This window comes from Pseudomonas sp. G11-1 (assembly GCF_024031555.1).
In the GTDB taxonomy this organism is placed as follows: domain Bacteria; phylum Pseudomonadota; class Gammaproteobacteria; order Pseudomonadales; family Pseudomonadaceae; genus Halopseudomonas; species Halopseudomonas bauzanensis.
Map to the genome: position 1 here is coordinate 177,239 of NZ_QEYQ01000001.1, position 20,220 is coordinate 197,458.

General features: G+C 62.7%; 18 protein-coding genes. 3 read left to right on the forward strand and 15 right to left on the reverse strand.

Annotation, left to right across the window (positions count from 1 at the left end; all coding sequences use genetic code 11):
- Positions 1–7: 7 nt before the first annotated feature.
- From DHB74_RS00865 to DHB74_RS00890, 6 genes are all read right to left on the reverse strand, one after another.
- Positions 8–2,218: a bifunctional prephenate dehydrogenase/3-phosphoshikimate 1-carboxyvinyltransferase gene (locus DHB74_RS00865; protein ID WP_499161015.1), complete on the reverse strand. Its 2,211-nt coding sequence runs from the start codon at positions 2,216–2,218 to the stop codon at positions 8–10.
- Between the two features lie 31 nt (positions 2,219–2,249).
- Positions 2,250–3,362: a histidinol-phosphate transaminase gene (gene hisC, locus DHB74_RS00870; RefSeq protein WP_036993521.1), complete on the reverse strand. Its 1,113-nt coding sequence runs from the start codon at positions 3,360–3,362 to the stop codon at positions 2,250–2,252.
- An 87-nt stretch (positions 3,363–3,449) separates the two neighbouring features.
- Positions 3,450–4,547: a prephenate dehydratase gene (pheA, locus tag DHB74_RS00875; RefSeq protein WP_036993522.1), complete on the reverse strand. Its 1,098-nt coding sequence runs from the start codon at positions 4,545–4,547 to the stop codon at positions 3,450–3,452.
- A gap of 5 nt (positions 4,548–4,552) precedes the next feature.
- Positions 4,553–5,638, reverse strand: coding sequence for a 3-phosphoserine/phosphohydroxythreonine transaminase (serC, locus tag DHB74_RS00880; RefSeq protein WP_499160581.1), 1,086 nt, complete (start codon positions 5,636–5,638; stop codon positions 4,553–4,555).
- 8 nt (positions 5,639–5,646) lie between these two features.
- Positions 5,647–8,280: a DNA gyrase subunit A gene (gyrA, locus tag DHB74_RS00885; protein WP_074778219.1), complete on the reverse strand. Its 2,634-nt coding sequence runs from the start codon at positions 8,278–8,280 to the stop codon at positions 5,647–5,649.
- Between the two features lie 182 nt (positions 8,281–8,462).
- Positions 8,463–9,473, reverse strand: coding sequence for a s-methyl-5-thioribose-1-phosphate isomerase (locus DHB74_RS00890; RefSeq protein ID WP_499160582.1), 1,011 nt, complete (start codon positions 9,471–9,473; stop codon positions 8,463–8,465).
- Between the two features lie 213 nt (positions 9,474–9,686).
- Between DHB74_RS00890 and ubiG the strand changes: the two genes are divergently transcribed.
- From ubiG to DHB74_RS00905, 3 genes are read left to right on the forward strand one after another with little or no spacing between them, the layout of a single operon-like run.
- Entirely contained in the window at positions 9,687–10,388 is a 702-nt protein-coding gene (gene ubiG / locus DHB74_RS00895; RefSeq protein WP_036993582.1) for a bifunctional 2-polyprenyl-6-hydroxyphenol methylase/3-demethylubiquinol 3-O-methyltransferase UbiG, read from the forward strand.
- A gap of 1 nt (position 10,389) precedes the next feature.
- On the forward strand, positions 10,390–11,070 hold the full coding sequence (locus DHB74_RS00900; RefSeq protein WP_499160583.1) for an HAD family hydrolase: 681 nt from the start codon (positions 10,390–10,392) through the stop codon (positions 11,068–11,070).
- A complete protein-coding gene (locus DHB74_RS00905; protein WP_036993531.1) occupies positions 11,063–11,806 on the forward strand; it encodes a YciK family oxidoreductase in 744 nt (247 codons plus the stop codon). Before DHB74_RS00900 ends, DHB74_RS00905 begins: the two co-directional genes overlap by 8 nt.
- Positions 11,807–11,878: 72 nt before the next feature.
- Here DHB74_RS00905 and DHB74_RS00910 read toward each other — a convergent pair whose 3' ends face one another.
- The 9 genes from DHB74_RS00910 to DHB74_RS00950 all read right to left on the reverse strand — a co-directional run bounded on the left by DHB74_RS00910 (position 11,879) and on the right by DHB74_RS00950 (position 20,209).
- Positions 11,879–12,274 (reverse strand): DUF2802 domain-containing protein, encoded by a 396-nt coding sequence (locus DHB74_RS00910; RefSeq protein WP_136869705.1) that lies wholly within the window; start codon positions 12,272–12,274, stop codon positions 11,879–11,881.
- Positions 12,275–12,279: 5 nt separating this feature from the next.
- Positions 12,280–12,759: a chemotaxis protein CheW gene (locus tag DHB74_RS00915; protein ID WP_036993533.1), complete on the reverse strand. Its 480-nt coding sequence runs from the start codon at positions 12,757–12,759 to the stop codon at positions 12,280–12,282.
- Positions 12,760–12,825: 66 nt separating this feature from the next.
- The gene (locus DHB74_RS00920; protein WP_499160584.1) at positions 12,826–13,524 is read right to left on the reverse strand and encodes a CheW domain-containing protein; all 699 of its coding nucleotides are present in this window, start codon (positions 13,522–13,524) and stop codon (positions 12,826–12,828) included.
- 106 nt (positions 13,525–13,630) lie between these two features.
- Complete coding sequence (locus tag DHB74_RS00925) at positions 13,631–14,425, reverse strand: ParA family protein (RefSeq protein WP_499160585.1); 795 nt, start codon at positions 14,423–14,425, stop codon at positions 13,631–13,633.
- Between the two features lie 31 nt (positions 14,426–14,456).
- Positions 14,457–15,332 (reverse strand): flagellar motor protein MotD, encoded by an 876-nt coding sequence (motD, locus tag DHB74_RS00930; protein WP_499160586.1) that lies wholly within the window; start codon positions 15,330–15,332, stop codon positions 14,457–14,459.
- 3 nt (positions 15,333–15,335) lie between these two features.
- Positions 15,336–16,076 (reverse strand): flagellar motor protein, encoded by a 741-nt coding sequence (locus tag DHB74_RS00935; protein ID WP_036993535.1) that lies wholly within the window; start codon positions 16,074–16,076, stop codon positions 15,336–15,338.
- The gene (locus DHB74_RS00940) at positions 16,076–17,209 is read right to left on the reverse strand and encodes a protein-glutamate methylesterase/protein-glutamine glutaminase (protein WP_499160587.1); all 1,134 of its coding nucleotides are present in this window, start codon (positions 17,207–17,209) and stop codon (positions 16,076–16,078) included. The genes DHB74_RS00935 and DHB74_RS00940 overlap by 1 nt, the downstream gene beginning before the upstream one ends.
- 10 nt (positions 17,210–17,219) lie before the next feature.
- Positions 17,220–19,355, reverse strand: coding sequence for a chemotaxis protein CheA (locus DHB74_RS00945; RefSeq protein WP_499160588.1), 2,136 nt, complete (start codon positions 19,353–19,355; stop codon positions 17,220–17,222).
- A gap of 50 nt (positions 19,356–19,405) precedes the next feature.
- Positions 19,406–20,209 carry a protein phosphatase CheZ gene (locus DHB74_RS00950; RefSeq protein WP_136869700.1) on the reverse strand — a complete coding sequence of 268 codons (804 nt, stop codon included), beginning with the start codon at positions 20,207–20,209 and terminating at the stop codon, positions 19,406–19,408.
- Positions 20,210–20,220: the final 11 nt, after the last annotated feature.

A 20,220-nucleotide genomic window follows, 5' to 3' on the forward strand; every position in this document is an offset into this window, starting at 1 on the left:
TCAGCAGTCACGCGTTGTCCTCCTGGCGGATATTGATGCCCACCGAGCGCGCCAGATCGAGGAAGCCGGGGAACGAGGTGGCGACATGGACGCAGTCGGTGATGCGAATCTCGCCGGTGGCACGCAGCGAGGCGATGGCGAAGGACATGGCGATGCGGTGGTCCATGTGGCTGTCAACGGTCGCACTGCCCATCACGCCGCCATCGATGATGATGCCATCGGGGGTCGGCTCGGCCTTGATACCCAGCAGTTGCAGACCATCGGCCATGACCTGGATGCGGTCGGATTCCTTGACCCGCAGCTCTTCAGCGCCGCGTAACACGGTGCGCCCTTCGGCACAGGCCGCGGCAATGAACAGCGCCGGGAATTCGTCGATCGCCAGAGGCACCTGGTCCAAGGGGATCTCGATACCCTTGAGGCCGGCGTAACGCACCCGGATATCGGCGACCGGCTCGCCACCCACTTCGCGCTCGTTGCTCAGGGTGATGTTGCCACCCATGGCCCGCAGGATATTGATCACGCCGATGCGGGTCGGGTTGATGCCCACATGCTCCAGGGTCAGGTCCGAGCCTTCGGCGATGCTGGCCGCAACCATGAAGAAGGCTGCCGAGGAAATATCCGCCGGCACGTCGATCTTGCCGCCGGTCAGCTTGTGGCCGGATTCAACGGTCGCGGTGGCACCCTTGACCTGCACCGGGTAGCCGAAGCCCCTGAGCATGCGCTCGGTGTGGTCACGGGTCGGCGCCGGCTCGGTAACGGAGGTCTTGCCCTCGGCATAGAGGCCAGCCAGCAGCAGGCAGGATTTGACCTGGGCGCTGGCCATGGGCATGACATAGTCCATCCCCTTGAGCTGGCTCTGGGCGCCATTGATCAGCAGCGGCGGACGCCCCTCGGCGGCAGTATCGATGCTTGCCCCCATCTCCCGCAGGGGATTGGCAACACGACCCATGGGGCGCTTGCTCAGGGAAGCATCACCGGTCAGTTCGGTGGTGAAGTTCTGCCCGGCCAGCAGGCCCGCCAGCAGCCGCATGGAGGTTCCCGAATTACCGACATAGATCGGCCCGGGTGGAGCCTGCAGACCGTGCAGGCCGACGCCCTGGATGGTGACCCGTCCATGGTGTGGCCCTTCGATGACGACGCCCATGTCGCGGAATGCCTGCAGGGTGGCAAGACTGTCCTCGCCTTCCAGGAACCCCTCGACCTCGGTCACGCCTTCGGCAATGGAGCCGAGCATGATCGAGCGATGGGAGATGGACTTGTCACCCGGAACGCGGATACGACCCTGTACGCTGGCGCCGGGATTGGCGATGAAATTGATTGATTGAGTCTGCATGGGTTCCATATATGCCCTGCGGGCCAAAATCTTGCTGAAATGCTCGCGTGCGGATCGGGCTCGGGTGAATACCCCCAACAGGGCGTTGGCATCCCCGTCCTCGACCGCTGCGCGCAAGCGGCTTAAATCGTGGGTGAAGTTGTCCAGGCTGCGCAGAACTGCGTCGCGGTTGGCCAGGAATACATCCCGCCACATGACCGGATCGCTGGCAGCGATCCGGGTGAAATCTCGAAAACCACCGGCAGCATAGCGGAATATCTCCAGGTTTTCGCTGCGTGAGGCCAGGGTGTCGACCAGCGAAAAGGCCAGCAGATGCGGCAGGTGGCTGGTCGCTGCCAGCACCTCATCGTGGTCCGCCAGCGGCATATCCTCGACATCCGCGCCCAGCGCCCTCCAGCTCCGGCGCACCAGTGTCAACGCGGCCTCGCTGGTCTCGGCCAGCGGCGTCAGTATCACCTTGTGGTTGCGGAACAGCAGTGCATCGGCTGCTTCCACCCCGCTCAGCTCGGACCCGGCAATCGGATGTCCGGGCACGAACTGTGGCGGTAGATAACCAAAGGCCCCGCGCACGGCATCGACCACAACGTTCTTGGTGCTTCCGGCGTCGGTGATCACTGCCTGGCCCAATTCCAGCTGAGCCAGCTGGCCCAGCACCTGCTCCATGGCCAGCACTGGTACCGCCAGCATGATCAGATCGGCGCCCTGTACCGCGCTGGCCAGGTCATCGGTGATGAAGTCGACCACGCCCAGGGGCATGGCCTGGCGCAGCGTGGCCGGGTCGCGATCACAGCCCACCACTTCACGGCACAGACCGGACTCGCGCATGCCCTTGGCAAAGGAACCGCCGATCAGACCCAGACCGATCACCGCCAGACGACCGATTATCGGCTCGGCAGATGACGTCGTCATGACGCTGTCATTCACCGTTCAGAACCCGGGCCAGAGCATCAAGGAAGCGCTTGTTTTCCTGCGGCAAACCGATGGACACCCGCAAATGGTTGGGCATGCCATAGCCTGCTACCGGGCGGACGATGACGCCCTCCCGCAGCAGCCCCTGATAGACAGGTGCAGCCTCGCGGCCCAGGTCCACGGCGATGAAGTTGCCGCGTGAAGATATCCAGCCCAGGCCCAGCTCACGGAACCCCTGCTCAAGCTGCAGCATGCCTTCGCGGTTGGCGCGGCGGCTTTCGGCCAGATAGGCGGTATCTTCCAGGCTCGCCACAGCAGCAGCCAATGCCAGGCTGTTGACGTTGAAGGGTTGCCGCACCCGGTTCAGCACATCAGCAACCTGCGGATGGCTGATGGCGTAACCCACGCGCAGCGACGCCAGGCCGTAGGCCTTGGAGAAAGTGCGGGTGACGATCAGGTTGGGACAGCGATCAATGAAGTCGAAGCCGTTGAGCGCATCATCGGCGGTGACGTATTCAGTGTAGGCCTCGTCCAGCACCACCAATACCTGCTCCGGCACCTGTGCCATGAAGGCTTCGAACTCGGCGCGCTCGATCCAGGTGCCCGTCGGGTTGTTCGGGTTGGCGATGAACACCAGCCGGGTGGCCGGAGTGATGGCCGCAGCCATGGCTTCCAGGTCGTGACCCCACTCACGGGCCGGCACCTGCACCGCGGTTGCGCCCACTGCCTGGGTGACAATGGGATAGACGGCAAAGGCATGCTGACTGAACACGACTTCACTACCCGGTGCGAGAAACGCCCGGGCCAGCAATTCGAGCACGTCGTTGGAGCCATTACCCAGGGTGATCATCGACAAGTCGAAACCGAAACGCCGGGACACTGCCTGTTTGAGGGCAAAGCCGTTGCCATCAGGATAGCGGGTCAGCTCCGGCAGGGCTTCCTGGATCGCCTTCAGCGCCATAGGCGCCGGGCCGAGGGGGTTTTCGTTGCTGGCCAGCTTGATGATCTCGGCGGGATCGAGGCCGAACTCCCGGGCCAGCTCTTCCACCGGCTTGCCGGGTACATAGGGGGACAGTTCTTGCACGCCTGGCAGCGCCAGACCGAGGAAATCGCAACTCATGACAAAGCCTCAAGCTACAAGCCGCAAGCTCCGAGCAACCCTCTGCCAAACCGCGTGCAGCTTGCCGCCGGTAGCTTGCCGCTACGGTTAAAGTACCGCCTTCGGATAGGACCCCAGGATCTTCAGCGCCACGGATTCCTCACGAATCTTCTCCAGCGCATCGCGGATCAGCGGATCGTGCTGGTGACCGAAGAAATCGATGAAGAATACATAGGTCCATTTGCCGCTGCGTGAAGGCCGGGTTTCGATGCGGGTCAGGTCGATGCCGTTGTCATGGAACGGCTGCAACAGATGATGCAGCACGCCCGGACGGTTGTTCATCGAGACGATGATGGAGGTCTTGTCGTCGCCGGTCGGCGGGACTTCCTGGTTGCCGATCATGAGAAAGCGCGTGGAGTTGTCCGGGCGGTCCTCGATCTTCTCGGCAATACAGGTCAGGCCATACAGCTCGCCGGCGATGTCGCCGGCAATCGCCGCCGAGTTCCACTCACCCTTGACCCGGCGCGCCGCCTCGGCGTTACTCGCCACGGCCACCCGCTCGACATTGGGGTAATGGGCGTCCAACCACTTGCGGCACTGGGCCAGGGATTGGGCGTGGGAGTAGACCCGGGAAATCTTGTCGGTACGGGTGTTTTCGCCCACCAGCAGATGATGATGGATGCGCAGCTCTACTTCACCGCAGATCACCAGATCATGCTCGAGGAAACTGTCGAGGGTATGGTTGATCGCCCCTTCGGTGGAGTTCTCCACCGGTACGACACCGAAATGCACCGCCCCAGCCGCCACTTCGCGGAAGATCTCGTCGATCGCCGCCATGGGTATGCTGCGCACCGAATGGCCGAAATGCTTGAGCGCCGCGGCCTGGGTAAAGGTGCCCTCCGGCCCCAGGTAGGCCACCCGCAGGGGCTCCTCCAGCGCCAGGCAGGCAGACATGATCTCGCGGAACAGGCGCGCCACTTCTTCGTTGTCCAGTGGCCCCTTGTTCAGCTCCATGATGTGCTTGAGCACCCAGGCTTCCCGCTCGGGCCGGTAGAACACCGGCTTTTCGCCTTCGGTCAGGGTCTTCTGCTTGACCTCGGCTACCGTCTGGGCGCAGCGGGCTCGCTCGCTGATCAGTTCCAGCAACTTTTCGTCGAGCGAGTCGATCCGGTTACGCAGAGCAGAGAGTTGCGCTTCGTCTGACATGTCATTCAACCGTGCTGTTTTTCGAATTCGGCCATATAGGCCACCAGCGCATCCACTGCCGCTTCCGGTACCGCGTTGTAGATGGAGGCACGCATGCCGCCCACCGAGCGGTGACCTTTCAGGTTGAGCAGACCGCGCTCCTCGGCCCCGACCAGGAATAGCTTGTCCAGGCGGTCGTCGGCCAGACGGAAGGGAATGTTCATCCACGAGCGGTCGGCAATATTGATCGGGTTGCTGTATAGCTCGCTACCGTCGATGGCGGCGTACAGCTTGCGCTGCTTGGCGCCATTGATGCGTTCCATGGCTTCGACACCGCCCTGGGCCTTGAGCCACTGGAACACCAGACCGGACAGATACCAGGCGAAGGTCGGCGGCGTGTTGTACATGGAGCCGTTCTGTGCCGCGACACTGTAGTCGAGCATGGTCGGGCACTTGCTGTGGGCCTTGCCCAGCAGGTCGTCACGAACGATGACGACGGTCAGGCCGCTGGGACCGATGTTCTTCTGCGCGCCGGCGTACAGCAGGCCGAAACGCGACACATCCAACGGGCGCGACAGGATATCGGACGATACGTCCGCCACCAGCGGCTTGTCACCCACCTCGGGAATCCAGTTGAATTCCACCCCGCCAATGGTCTCGTTGGGCGTGTAGTGAACATAGGCCGCATCGGCAGACAACTGCCATTCGTTCTGGCCGGGAATGGCGAAATAGTCGTATTCCCTGGCGGACGCAGCGACATTGATGTGGCCGTAGCGGGACGCCTCTTCAATGGCCTTGCGCGACCAGATGCCGGTGTCGATGTAGTCGGCACTGCCATCTTCACCAAGCAGGTTCAGCGGAATCTGGGCGAACTGCTGGCTGGCACCGCCCTGCAGGAACAGCACCTTGTAGTCCGACGGGATGCTCAACAGGTCACGCAGATCCTGCTCGGCCTGCTCGGCGATGCTGACGAACTCGTCACTGCGGTGACTCATTTCCATGACTGACAGGCCCTTGCCGTGCCAGTCGGTCAGCTCGTCCCTGGCTGTCTGCAATACTGCTTCCGGCAAGGCTGCCGGTCCCGCACAGAAATTGAACAGTCGCTTGCTCACCTTAACCTCTACTCTTGATCGCCAGTGGTTCCGGCGCCTTCTTCAGCCGCGCCGACATCGGTCTCGCCAACATCACTATCTTCGCCCAGGTCGCCCTCGCCTTCCTCATCGGACGGCTCCTGCACGCGCTCCAGGCCGACCAGCTTCTCGCCATTGGCCAACTTGATCAGGGTCACACCCTGAGTGTTGCGCGACAGGCTGGACACTTCCGCTACGCGGGTGCGCACCAGGGTACCCTGGTCGGAGATCAGCATGATCTCTTCGCCATCGACCACCTGCACGGCGCCGATCAACGGGCCGTTGCGGTCGTTGGTGACCATGGCGATCACGCCCTGGCCGCCACGCTTGTACTGCGGGAAGTCTTCCACCGGCGTGCGCTTGCCGTAGCCGTGCTCGGAGGCGGTGAGAATCTCGGTACCGTCCTCGGCAATCAGCATGGAAACCAGGCGCTGACCTTCGGCCAGGCGCATGCCCCGAACACCGCGGGCAGTACGGCCCATGGCACGGACATCGGTTTCATTGAAGCGGGTAACCTTGCCGCCGTCGGAGAACAGCATGATCTGCTTGTTGCCATCGGTCAGCGCGGCGCTGATCAGGGTATCGCCCTCGTCCAGATCCAGCGCGATCAGACCGACGCTGCGCTGACGGCTGAACTGCGGCAGCGGGGTCTTTTTCACGGTGCCGTTGGCGGTCGCCATGAAGATGAACCAGCCTTCGGTATATTCCTCGACCGGCAGCATGGTGGTGATGTACTCACCCTCATCCAGCGGCAGCAGGTTGACCAGCGGACGACCACGGGCAGTGCGCGAGGCTTCCGGAATCTCGTAGGTCTTCAGCCAGTACACCTTGCCCTTGCTGGAGAACAGCATCAGCGTGGTGTGGCTGTTGGCAACCAGCAGGTGCGAGACGTAATCCTCATCCTTGACGCCCGTGGCGGCCTTGCCTCGCCCGCCTCTACGCTGGGCATTGTAATCAGAGAGCGGCTGACTCTTGGCATAACCGCCATGGGAGATGGTCACCACGCGATCTTCTTCGGTAATCAGATCAGCCACACTCAGATCCAGGCGCGAGTTGAGAATCTCGGTACGCCGTGCATCGCCAAAGTTGGTTCTGATTGCCTCCAGCTCCTCGACGATGACCTCCATCAGGCGCTGTTCGCTGTTGAGAATGCGCAGCAGCTCACCGATCTGCGTGAGGATCTCCTGGTATTCGGTCAGCAGCTTCTCGTGCTCCAGACCGGTCAGGCGGTGCAGACGCAGGTCCAGGATGGCCTGGGCCTGTTCCGGCGATAGATAGTAGCGACCGTCACGCAGGCCGTACTGCTCAGGCAGCTCATCGGGACGGCAAGCATCCGCACCGGCACGCTCGACCATCTCGACCACCGCGCCCGGCTCCCAGGCTTCGGCCAGCAGGCGCTCACGGGCTTCGGCCGGGGATGGCGACGCCTTGATCAGGGCGATCACCGGGTCGATGTTCGATAGGGCGACCGCCTGACCTTCGAGAATATGGCCACGCTCACGCGCCTTGCGCAGCTCGTAGACGGTACGACGGGTCACCACTTCGCGGCGGTGGCGGATGAAGGCGTCGAGCAGTTCCTTCAGATTGAGGATGCGCGGCTGACCATCCAGCAGGCCGACCACGTTGATGCCGAACACGTTCTGCATCTGGGTCTGGGCGTACAGGTTGTTGAGGATGACCTCAGCCACCTCGCCCCGGCGCAACTCGATCACGACGCGCATGCCGTCCTTGTCGGACTCGTCGCGCAGCTCGCTGATGCCTTCGAGTTTCTTTTCCTTGACCAGCTCGGCGATGCGCTCGATCAGCTTCGCCTTGTTCACCTGGTAGGGCAGCTCATTGATGATGATCTGCTGGCGACCGCCGACCTTGTCGATGTCCTCGATTTCGCAGCGGGCGCGCACGTAGATCCGGCCGCGGCCGGTCTTGTAGGCTTCGACGATACCCGCACGGCCGTTGATGATGCCGGCAGTGGGGAAATCGGGACCGGGGATGTGCTCCATCAACTCTTCGATGGAGATATCCGGATTGGCGATCACCGCCAGACAACCGTTGATGACTTCAGTCAGGTTGTGCGGCGGGATATTGGTCGCCATGCCCACGGCGATACCGCTGGAGCCGTTGACCAGAAGGTTGGGTACCCGGGTCGGCAGCACCTCGGGGATCTGTTCGGTGCCGTCATAGTTGGGCACCCAGTCCACGGTTTCCTTGTCCAGGTCGGCCAGCAGTTCGTGGGCCAGCTTGGTCATGCGGATTTCGGTGTAACGCATCGCCGCGGCGCTGTCGCCATCGACCGAACCGAAGTTACCCTGGCCGTCGACCAGCAGGTAGCGCAGGGAGAACGGCTGGGCCATGCGGACGATGGTGTCATATACCGCCGAGTCGCCATGGGGGTGGTATTTACCGATGACGTCACCGACCACACGGGCGGACTTCTTGTATGGTTTGTTCCAATCGTTGTTCAGTTCGCTCATGGCGAACAGGACGCGACGGTGCACCGGCTTGAGGCCGTCGCGCACGTCAGGCAGTGCCCGCCCGACGATCACGCTCATGGCGTAGTCAAGGTACGATTGCTTCAGCTCGTCTTCGATATTGACTGGAAGAATTTCTCTGGCCAGCTCACCCATGAAACGGCATTCCTTTTATTGTTGGCGACCTGATGGTGCCAATGCGCACGCAGCGCGGAACGGGCCCGGCTTGGTGCCGGATCAAAGCCCAGAATGATACCACACTGCTGAATCCGGCGGGAGATAGCGCACCTTCCTGAGCGCCAGTTCACACCGCCTGCCCGGCAGACCCGGGCAACGGCTCAGTGCAGCCGTCGCGGGCTCAGCAATCCGGCCAGCCTGGCCTGATCAGGGCGCTCGACGATACCCTTTTCCGTGACGATCACATCAATCAGATCGGCCGGCGTAACATCGAACAGCGGCTGCCCGCCCTGCCCTGCCAATACATCGCCAAGCTCGATATCGTCGGCCGCCTCCAATTCCAGATCGATACTGGCACTGGAGGCGACCACCATGAAACGCAAACCGTGATGCATGGCCAGCACCGCCAGGCCGTAGGTACCGATGGTATTGACCACGTCGCCGTTGCCGGCGATCCGCTCGGCGCCCACCACTACCCAATTCGGATTCGCGACTTTCATCAGATGCGCGACAGCGGCATCAGCATGCAGCACCGCAGGCAGATCGTTCTGGCTCAGTTCCAGATGAGGAATCGCGCCGGCGTTGCCCGGATAGCTCGCACAGACGTCCACCCGAGAAACCAGGCCAGCGTCATGGGCAGCCCGGATAACGCCCAGGGCGCTACCGTGACCAAAGGTGAGCAATGCCTGGGGCTGGCGATCATGCCGGCGGATCACTTGCGCGCCCAGCTTGGCCATGGCGCGGTTAGCTTCATCGTCACTGGTATGGATGGCGATCGCTGCCTCGGCCAGCAGCGCCGGTACATCTGCCGCCACGCCCAGCGGCCGGCGCAGCCGATCCTGCAGCATCCGCAGAGCCCAGCCGAGGTGCTCAGCCGACGGCCGCGCCGCCGCGAGCAGGGCGAAGTCCGCGCTCAGCGCCTGCGGCCAGTCCGCGGCCTGGCCGATATGCCTGGCTGCCAGAGCGATGCCATAGGCCGCCGCGATGCCCACGGAAGCCGCACCCTGCAGCACGCCATCGCGAATCGCTTCGGCCACCGACACGGCATCACGGCACTCGATCCAGAGAGTTTCTTCGGGCAGGTATCGCTGATCAAGGATGCGCAGGCTGTCACCGCACCACTCCAGGGCCTGGACGCCGCGCTGGTCGGCACTTTGGGGTTGAAACTGCATGAACGACTCCAGCGGGAAAACGTCATTATACCCGGGGGCGCACTGAATGACTGCAGGGCGACCTCGCCCCGTGAACAAATGTCGCTGCCCGCTGCAAAAGCCAGAGGGTATACTGCCAGCCATACGATGGACGAAGGGGGCAGCCAGCCCCTTGTGAACACACTGAACGCCGGGCCCGGAACGGGGCCAGGCAGATTCAACGAGGGGATCATGATGACGCTGAATGTCGACCGGGCGGAAATCGCCAAATTCGAAGCCCTGGCCAGCCGCTGGTGGGATCGCGAAAGCGAATTCAAGCCGCTGCATGAGATCAACCCGCTGCGTACCAACTGGATCGATGAGAAAGCCGCGCTGGCTGGCAAGGAAGTGCTGGACGTCGGCTGCGGCGGCGGCATTCTCGCCGAGGCCATGGCCCAGCGCGGCGCCCGCGTTACCGGCATCGACATGGGTGAGGCGCCGCTATCCGTGGCCCGCCTGCACCAGCTCGAATCCGGTGTGGAAGTGGAATACCAGCAGTGCACCGCCGAAGAAATGGCCGAACTGCACCCGGGCCGTTTCGACGTGGTGACCTGCATGGAGATGCTTGAGCACGTCCCGGACCCCGCCTCGGTGATCCGCGCCTGTGCCGCCCTGGTCAAGCCCGGCGGCCATGTGTTCTTCTCGACCATCAACCGTAACCCCAAGTCCTTCGCATTCGCCATCGTCGGTGCGGAGTACCTGCTGCGCATGCTGCCGCGCGGCACCCACGAATATGCCAAGTTCATCCGTCCGGCCGAGCTGGGCCGCTGGTCCCGCGACGCGGGGCTGGATATGCAGGACATTATCGGCCTGACCTACAACCCGCTGCTGCGTCACTACAAGCTGGCCAACGATGTGGACGTCAATTACATGATCCACTGCCAGCGCGGAGTCTGAGATGCTGGACAGCGTTCTGTTCGACCTGGATGGCACCCTGCTGGACACTGCCGATGATTTTCTGGCGATCATCCACAGCATGCGCCAGGATCGTGGCCTGCCGGAATCGCCGCTGCACCTGATTCGCTCGACGGTGTCCGATGGGTCAGCCGGCATGCTCTGCGCAGCCTTCTCCATCACCCCAGAACACCCCAACTTCGCTGGCTTGCGCGACGACTTTCTCGAGCGCTATCAACGTCAGCTGGCGGTGCACACCCGTCCTTTTCCTGGCGTTCCCGGGCTGCTCGACTGGCTGGATGCCGAGGGGCTGCCCTGGGGCGTGGTGACCAACAAGATGAGCTGCTTCAGCATCCCGCTGCTGGAAGCTGTCGGCCTGAGCAAGCGCTGCGCCAGCCTGGTCTGCCCGGACCAGGTCACGCACGGCAAGCCACACCCGGAACCCTTGCTCAAGGCTTGCGCCGAGATGGGCGTGGACCCTGCACGCAGCGTCTTCGTGGGCGATCATCTGCGCGATATCCAAGCGGGTCAGGCTGCCGGCATGCGCACCGTTGCCGCCCTTTACGGTTACCTGCCAGCGGGCGATGATCCGCAACACTGGAATGCCAGTTACAGTATCGAGAATGCCGCTGCTCTGCGCCCCTGGCTGGAGCAGCAACGGACCAAGGAGTTTTGCCATGTTTGACTACCGCGCCCCCGCTGACCTGCTGCAAGGACGAGTGATACTGGTGACCGGTGCCGGCGACGGCATCGGCCGGGCCTGTGCGCTGAGCTGCGCCGCCCACGGTGCCACCGTGGTGCTGCTCGGCCGCACCCTGAGCAAACTGGAAGCCGTATACGATGAGATCGAGGCCGCAGGCCACCCGCAGCCAGCGATCTGCCCGCTGAATCTGGAAACCGCCGTGGAGAAGGATTACAACGACCTGGCCGACCAGTTATTCGACACCTTCGGAAAGCTCGACGGCCTGGTACACAACGCCGCTCAGCTCGGCCCGCGAACGCTGATCGAGAGCGTCAAGCACGAAGCCTGGCTGGAGCTCATGCAGGTCAACGTCAACGCGCCCTTCTTCCTGAGCAAGGCGATGTTCCCCCTGCTGCGCGCCGCACCTGATGCCTCGGTGGTCTTCCTGTCTTCCACCGTTGGCCGCAAGGCGCGGGCTTACTGGGGGCCCTACGCGGTCACCAAGTTCGCTGTCGAGGGTCTGATGCAGGTAATGGCCGACGAACAGGACGGCACCAGCGAGATCCGCGTCAACAGCGTCAACCCCGGCGCCACCCGCACCGCCATGCGCAAGGCCGCCTACCCTGCCGAGGAGCCGGAGAAGAACCCGGAGCCTGCGGATATCATGCCGGTTTTCCTGTATCTGCTCGGACCGGATAGCAAAGGCGTGAATGGCCAGGCGCTGGATGCGCGGGGGTAACCGAGAGGCCGTCTTTGCACATTTGTCGCGCCCCTAGCGGGGCGTGTGCAGAATCATGACAGCGGTAAAGTCTTATTTGTTGCCGTGCAGCTTGAGCATCAATTCGGCTTCGCTGCGGGTCAGGCCGCAGGATTGCATGAGGTCGTCAAGGCTGGCGCCCATGCCGACCAGGCGGCTGGCCTGATTGTAGGGCATGGTGTGCATGTCCTGCTGTTCCAGCCGCTGCTGCTTGTTTTCCAACTGAGATAGCTTGTTGCGCAGGCTGATCAGCTCTTCACCCATACGAATATGGCTCTGCTGGTATTCAGCCAGCCGCTGATTGAGCTTATCCAACCGGACCTCGGTCGCGGCCTTCAGCTCAAGCTGTCGCTGCCCCAGCCGCCGGACCGCCAGGACCGAAGCCACCAGCGCGGCGACCAACAGACCCAGCAGCAATCCAGCCAACAACAGCAGGGAGCGCTCTTCCATGTGGCTCAGATATCCTGCAGTTCGGCCCACTCATCCTCGGTCATCATCTTTTCCAGATCGACCAGAATGAGCAGTTCGTCGTTCTTGTTGCTGACGCCTTGGATGAACTTGGCCGACTCGTCGGTGCCGACGTTCGGCGCGGTCTCGATCTCCGACTGACGCAGGTAGACCACTTCCGCCACACTATCGACCAGGATGCCGATCACCTGGCGATCCGCCTCGATGATGACGATACGGGTCTGGTCAGTGACCGGTGCCGACACCAGACCAAAGCGCTGGCGAGTGTCGATGACCGTCACTACGTTGCCCCGCAGGTTGATGATACCGAGCACATAAGACGGTGCACCGGGGACCGGAGCGATTTCGGAATGGCGCAGCACTTCCTGCACCTGCATCACGTTGATGCCGTAGGTTTCATTATCCAGGCGGAAAGTCACCCACTGCAGAATCGGATCGTCGGCGCGCTGTGCGGTATTGTCTTTCATCTTGTTCAGCTCTCAACCTTGTAGATTCCCTGCCAGGCTCTGCAGCTGGGTAGGGAGTTATGGGATTCATCCTAATCGCGCATCGGCCTGTTTGCCAGCGGTGATCAGTTCGGCAAGCGCCTCCACGTCCACCAGCGCGCACATCTGATCAATTACTGTGCCCGCCAGCCAGGGCCGCTTGCCCTGCCCGGATCGCCACTTCACCTGAGCCGGGTCCAGGTGAATCGACTGGCTCACGCCATGCACCGCCATGCCCCACTCGTGGCCCTGCACGGAAATCACGAAGCGCAGAGTGTCACGCAGCTCCGGCGCGTAACGCTCCGGCATGATCCAGCGGGCGGTATCCAGCACCTTCAGGTTGCCCGCCTGGGTCGGCAACAGGCCGAGAAACCAATCCGGCTGGCCGAACAGCGGCGTGATCGGGCCATCCAGGGAATGAATGCTGCCCAGGGAAATCAGCGGCACCGCCAGAGTCAGGCCGCCGACATCGAACAACAGGGCTTCGAAGGGTGCTTCACGCCAGGCCGGCGTGGCCGCAGCGGCAGGCGCAACCGGCTCGGGCTGCTCGATCAGCGGCTGCACCATTACCGGTTCCGGCACAGCGGCAATGGCCGGCCCAGGTGCAATGGGCTCCGGCCCCGCCACCGGTTGAGGCGCCTGCTCAGCCAGCGCCAGCTCCATGGCGGCGTCCTGCAACAGCGCATCCAGGTAGGACTGGATGGTCTGCTCGGGAACATAATGCTGTACGGGCAAGGGGTTGTTCATTTGTCGTCTGGGGTTCCGAATCGAATCTGCGAAGCCGGCACGGCCGGGTCTATCAGGTTATCGGCCGCGGGGCGCCGAGCATTAGCCAACAGCGCTGCACCGCCACTCAGGCCACCTCCCTCGAATTCGGCATTACATGTACCAGCAGGTAGCGCAACAGCGCACGGTAGGCCAGCACACCGCGGGCATTGTTTTCCAGGCGCGACGGCACGATACCGGCCAAGCTCGCGTCACGCAGCTTGGTGTCAATCGGCACGTAAGCCTGCCACAGCTGGTCGGCATAATCGCGCCGCAGCGTACGCAGGGTGCTCAGCGAGGCCTGGGTACGGCGGTCGAACAGCGTGGGCACGATGGTGTACGGCAGCGCCTGGCGCCGCGAGCGGTTGACCATGTTCAGGGTATGGACCATGCGCTCCAGCCCCTTCATGGCGAGGAACTCGGTCTGCACCGGAATCACCAGCTGCTCGCAGGCGGCCAGCGCGTTGATCATGGAAACACCCAGCAGCGGCGGACTGTCGATGATCGCGAAATCGAAATTCCCACGCAGTTGCTCAAGGGCTCGGGAGATTACCAGGCCAAACCCGCCCTGGGCCGCCGACTGACGTTCCAGCGTTGCCAGCGCAGTGCTCGAGGGCAGTAGCCGGATGTGCTCATGGGAGGTATCCAGCAGCAATGCCACTGCCAGCCCCTCGGGCACCCGCCCCTGATGCTGGAACAGGTTGAAGACGCTGCTGGTCAGGCGGTCCGGGTCGTGGCCGAAGTAACTGGTCATCGAGCCATGGGGGTCCAGGTCCACCACCAGCACGCGCTTGCCCTGGTCCGCCAGCAGACCGGCCAAGGCCACCGCCGAAGTGGTCTTGCCCACTCCGCCTTTCTGATTGGCTACTGCCCAGACTCTCATGTCGCTGTACTCCTAACCGTTTGCTGCCGCATCAGTTGATCCCCTGCATGCCGCTGCCGTTACCCGCATTGACCATCGACCGACCGCCATCAGCACTCTCGGCCCGGGCCTGACGCATATTCTGCAAATCCACCGCACCTTCCGTCGCCGGCTGATGCCGGGTTTCGGTATAGCGCGAGACCAGCAACACCACCCGGCGATTGGCGCGCCGCCCCGCCGCCGAGGCGTTATCGGCCACCGGCCGGTGTTCGCCATAGCCGACCGCTGCTAGCCGGCCAGCACCGATACCACCGGCGCTGAGCAGCCGCACCACGCTCGCCGCCCGCGCCGCAGACAGCTCCCAGTTGGTGGGATAGACCTGCGACTTGATCGGCACGTTGTCGGTAAAGCCTTCGACATGCACCGGATTGTCATAGGGCGCCAGGATCCCAGCGATCCGCTCGATCAGCCCAAAGGCGCCATCCAGCGGCAGTGCGTCGCCACTGGGAAACAGCAAACCGGAATTCAGTTCGATCTCGATCCACAGCTCGTTGGCATGAATCTGCAGATCCCCCACCGAGATCAGCTCACCAAAGGCCGCCTGCATGGCCTCGGCAATGGTCTCCAGCGGGTCATCGCCGGTGCCGCTGTCAGCCCCGGCCCCCATCAGCGACGACGCCGGCGGCGCTTCCTGCACCGGCGCCAGGGTGCGTGGCGTCTGCTCACCAATCTGGATCGGCTCGGCAGTTTTCGGTGCCTGGCTGAACACGCCGATCAGCGATTCCGTGAGGACCTTGTACTTGCCTTCATTGACCGAGGAAATCGAATACATCACCACGAAAAAGGCGAACAGCAGGGTAATGAAGTCCGCATAGGACACCATCCAGCGCTCATTATTGACGTGCTCCTCTTCGCGGCGGCGGCGCATGACTCAGTCCAGGAAGCCTTCAAGCTTCATTTCGATGGAACGTGGATTTTCCCCTTCGGCGATGGACAGCAGGCCTTCGAGCAGCATTTCCCGGTAACAGGACTGCTCAAGAATGACCGCCTTGAGCTTGTTGGCGACGGGCAAGAGGAACAGGTTGGCCAGTGCCACCCCATAGATGGTGGCGACAAAGGCCACCGCGATACCGCTACCGAGCATCGAGGGATCGGCGAGATTGCCCATGACGTGGATCAAGCCCATCACCGCGCCGATGATGCCGATAGTCGGGGCATAACCGCCCATGCTTTCGTACACCCGGGCCGCCCGCAGGTCACTGTTCTCCCGGCTGACCAACTCGACTTCGAGAATGCTGCGCAGGGTATCCGGCTCGCAGCCATCGGCCAGCAGTTGCAGGCCTTTGCGGGCGAACAGATCGGATTCCATCTCGGCGATGGCTTCCAGGCCGAGCAACCCGTCTTTGCGCGCGGTGTTGCTCCAGTTGACCACCTTGCCGATGCCCTCGCGCAGCGGGATATCAGGGGAGGCAAACACCCAATGGGCCAGCCCCAGGGCGCGTTTGAAGGCCGGCAACGGCGTCTGGATGAAGGCCGCTCCCAGCGTACCGCCGATGACGATCAGCGCCGCCGGCCCGTTGAGCAGTGCATTGATATGGCCGCCTTCCAGATGGTTGCCACCGATGATGGCAACCAGGGCCAGGATGACGCCGATGATACTGAGGATATCCATCAGCCCAGCTCCGTCAGGTAGCGGCCGATCTCATCGAGATCATAAATACCGTCGGCCAGATTGGCCTTGGCCACGGCCATTGGCATGCCATAGATCACGCAACTGGCTTCGTCCTGGGCCCAGATGCTGCTGCCGGCCTGCTTCAACATGCGGGCCCCTTCGCGGCCATCGGCACCCATACCGGTGAGAATGATGCCCAGCACCTGGTTCTGCAGCACCTTGGCCGCGGAACCGAAGGTCACATCCACACTGGGCTTGTAATTGAGCCGCTCATCACCGGGCAGGATGCGAATCACCCCGCGGCTATCGAGCATCATCTGCTTGCCGCCCGGCGCGAGCAGCGCCAGGCCCGGGCGCAGGGTGTCCCCGTCTTCGGCTTCGCGTACGGTGATGCGGCATAGCTTGTCCAGCCGTTCGGCGAACGCCTTGGTGAAGGTCCCCGGCATGTGCTGAATCAGCAGCAAGGGCGCCGGGAAACCGGCCGGCAGTTGAGTCAGGACTTTCTGCAGCGCCACCGGACCACCGGTGGAGGTGCCGATCGCCACCAGTTTGTAGCTGCGCTTGCGCGGTGCGGCGCTACGGCGGGATGGCTCTGCCGCAGGCTGAGCAGGCGATGACAAAGGGCGAGCCGGTGCCCGGGCCGCAGATGATGAAACAGCCGCAGAGGACGTGACCGGTGCCGTGGCAGGCGCAGGCGCGGTAGCAGGTGCTGCGGAGAAACCCAGCGAACGGCGATTACTGCGTGCCAGTGCATGCACCCGGTCACACAGCAGTTGGCGGACTTTATCCGGATTGCGCGAGATATCCTCGAAATTCTTCGGCAGATAATCGGCGGCGCCGGCATCCAGGGCGTCCAGACTGACCCGGGCGCCTTCGTAGGTCAGCGACGAGAACATCACCACCGGCGTGGGCTGCCGCTGCATGATATGACGTACCGCGGTAATGCCATCCATGACCGGCATCTCGTAATCCATGGTGATCACGTCCGGATGCAGCGCCAGCGTCTGCTCCACGGCCTCCTGGCCGTTGGTTGCGGTGCCTACTACCTCGATCCGCGGATCGGCTTCGAGTATCTCCTTGACTCGGCGGCGAAAGAACCCCGAGTCATCCACTACCAGCACCTTGACGGTCATATGTCCTCCCTTACCCTCGCCGCGCGTAGCGCTTGAGCAGGCCGGGAATATCCAGAATCAGCGCGATGCGCCCGTCACCAGTGATGGTCGCTCCCGCCATGCCGGCCGTGCCATGGAGCATACGCCCCAGCGGCTTGATGACCACTTCTTCCTGCCCCACCAGTTGGTCGACCACAAAACCGACCCGCTGGGTACCAACCGACACGATCACCACACTGGCGGCGGAGCGGTCGACTTGCTGGTCGGCACCGGGCATCAGCCAGCGCTTGAGCCAGAACAGTGGCAGCGCCTTGTCACGTACCAGGATCACTTCCTGGCCATCCACCACGTTGGTGCGCGACAGGTCGAGATTGTAGATTTCGTTGACGCTGACCAGCGGCAGGGCGAATGCCTGATTGGCCAGCATGACCATCAGCGTCGGCATGATCGCCAGGGTCAGCGGTACCTTGATAGCAATTTGCGTGCCCTGGCCCTTGGTCGATTCGATGGAGATAGTGCCGTTGAGCTGGGCGATGCGGGTACGGACCACATCCATACCGACTCCGCGGCCCGACACATCGGAGACCTCGGTCTTGGTCGAGAAGCCGGCGGCCAGGATCAGGTTGAAGCATTCACTCTCGCTCAGCCGCTCGGCGGCGTCGCGGTCCATCATGCCTTTTTCCACCGCCTTGGCGCGCAGCACTTCGGGGTCCATGCCCCGGCCATCATCGGTGATGGTCAGCAGAATGTGATCACCTTCCTGGCGGGCGGCGAGCACCATCGTGCCGACCCGCGATTTGCCGGCGGCCTCGCGCTCGTCCGGCATCTCGATGCCGTGGTCGACCGAGTTGCGCACCAGGTGCACCAGCGGGTCGGCCAGGGCTTCGACCAGATTCTTGTCCAGATCGGTATCTTCACCGATCAGCTCCAGGGTGATTTCCTTCTTCAGGCTACGCGACAGATCGCGCACCACTCGCGGGAAGCGGCCGAACACTTTCTTGATCGGCTGCATGCGGGTCTTCATCACCGAAGCCTGCAGATCGGCTGTCACCACGTCCAGATTGCCCACCGCCTTGGCCAGCTCTTCATCCTCGCTGCCGACACCCAGGCGCATCAAGCGATTGCGTACCAGCACCAGCTCGCCAACCATGTTCATGATTTCATCCAGGCGCGCGGTATCGACCCGCACCGTGGTTTCCACCACCGGAGCATCACCACCCGCCTCGGACTTTTTCTCTGCACGTGCGCTGGCCGGGGGCTTGCCCGCGACCGCAGGTGCAGCCGGTGCCGGAGTTGGAGCCGGAGCGGGCTTGGCTGCCGGAGCCGGCGGTGCAGCGGGCTCCGGCTGGCTGGCGGCAGGTGCCGCACTGTCAACACCCGGCCCCTTGCCGGGACCATGCAATTGATCCAGCAGGGCTTCGAATTCGTCGTCGCTGATCAGCTCGCCGGCTTCGGCCGTTACGCCGTCAGCGGGCTTTTCATTTTCAGATATCGCTACCGGCTCTGGTGACGTTGCGACCTCAGCCGCACCCGGCCCCTTGCCGGTACCGTGCAACTGGTCCAGCAACGCCTCGAATTCGTCATCAGTAATGTCATCGTTGTCCGCAGCGGGGGCTGGTTCGTCCTCTTCCGGCGTTACGTGCAGCGCTTCAAGCAACAGCTCAAACTCGTCGTCGGTAATGTCACCGTCGGCAGTTGCATTCGGTTCGGGCGACGTGGGCGCAGGTACATTGCTGACGGAAGCCGCTTCGGCAGCGGACGCTGCTGCGATAACGGCCTGGGGCTGGGCCAGAGCTGAAAGAGCCGCCAGCAGTTGCGGGTCGGCGGCAGTTGGCGCCTCTCCTTCACGCACCTGGGCGAACATGCCATTGATGGCATCCAGTGCCTGCAGCACCACATCCATCAGTTCGGCGTCGACCTGCCGCTCACCCTTGCGCAGGATGTCGAATACATTCTCGGCGATATGACAGCAGGCGACCAGGGCATCCAGCTGCAGAAAGCCGGCACCACCCTTGACGGTATGAAAACCACGAAAAATGGCATTGAGCAGATCGGTATCGCCCGGGCGGTTTTCCAGATCCACCAGCTGCTCCGACAACAACTCGAGAATTTCCCCAGCCTCTACCAGAAAGTCCTGGAGAATTTCTTCATCCGCATCAAAGCTCATTCAACGCTCCCTTGCCCCAGCGACAATAATACTAACGGTGTCACCAGCCTCTAGAACCCGAGGCTGGACAGCAGGTCATCGACTTCATCCTGTCCCGACACCACATCATCCCTCTTATCGGCATGAATCTGCGGACCTTCACCCTGAGGCGAGGTTTTTTTCCTATCCAGCCCCGGAAGGTTATGCTGAATACCCGCCATCCGGTCGACCTGACCGGCCATGCGCACCAGGTTCAGCAGACTTTCCTCGACATCGTGCACCAGGGTAATGACCCGTTTGATCACCTGACCGGTGAGGTCCTGGTAATCCTGGGCCATGAGAATGTCGTTCAGATTCGCTGACACTTCCCCGCTCTGCTGCTCGCTGCGCTCAAGGAACGCCAGAATGTTGCGCGACAGCTCGCGGAATTCCGCCGCGCTCATCTCGCGGCGCTGCAGCCGTGCCCACTCGGTGCGCAGGTTCGCCGCCTCTTGGCCCAGCGCGGACACCACCGGGGCGCTGCTCTCAACCAGATCCATGGTGCGGTTGGCGGCCTTGTCGGTCAGCCGAACGACGTAGTCCAGACGGTCCGAGGCGTCGGAAATCTTCGATGCCTCGGTCGCTTCGGCATCGCCGTCCAGCGTGCGGGCCGTGTCTATCTGGAAATTGATGATCGAGTTATGCAGCGCACGGGTCAGCTTGCCGACTTCGTAATACAGGCTGCGGTCGCGGGCCTGATTGATCTCGTGTATGACCAGTACTGCCTCGCCGTAGTCCCCCTCTTCGAGGTGGTCCACCAGCTTCCGGGCATTGTTTTTCAGGGAATGCTCGAATTCATCAGCGATTGCCTGGCCGGGATTGTTGCTCAGTGCCATAACGCCCCCCG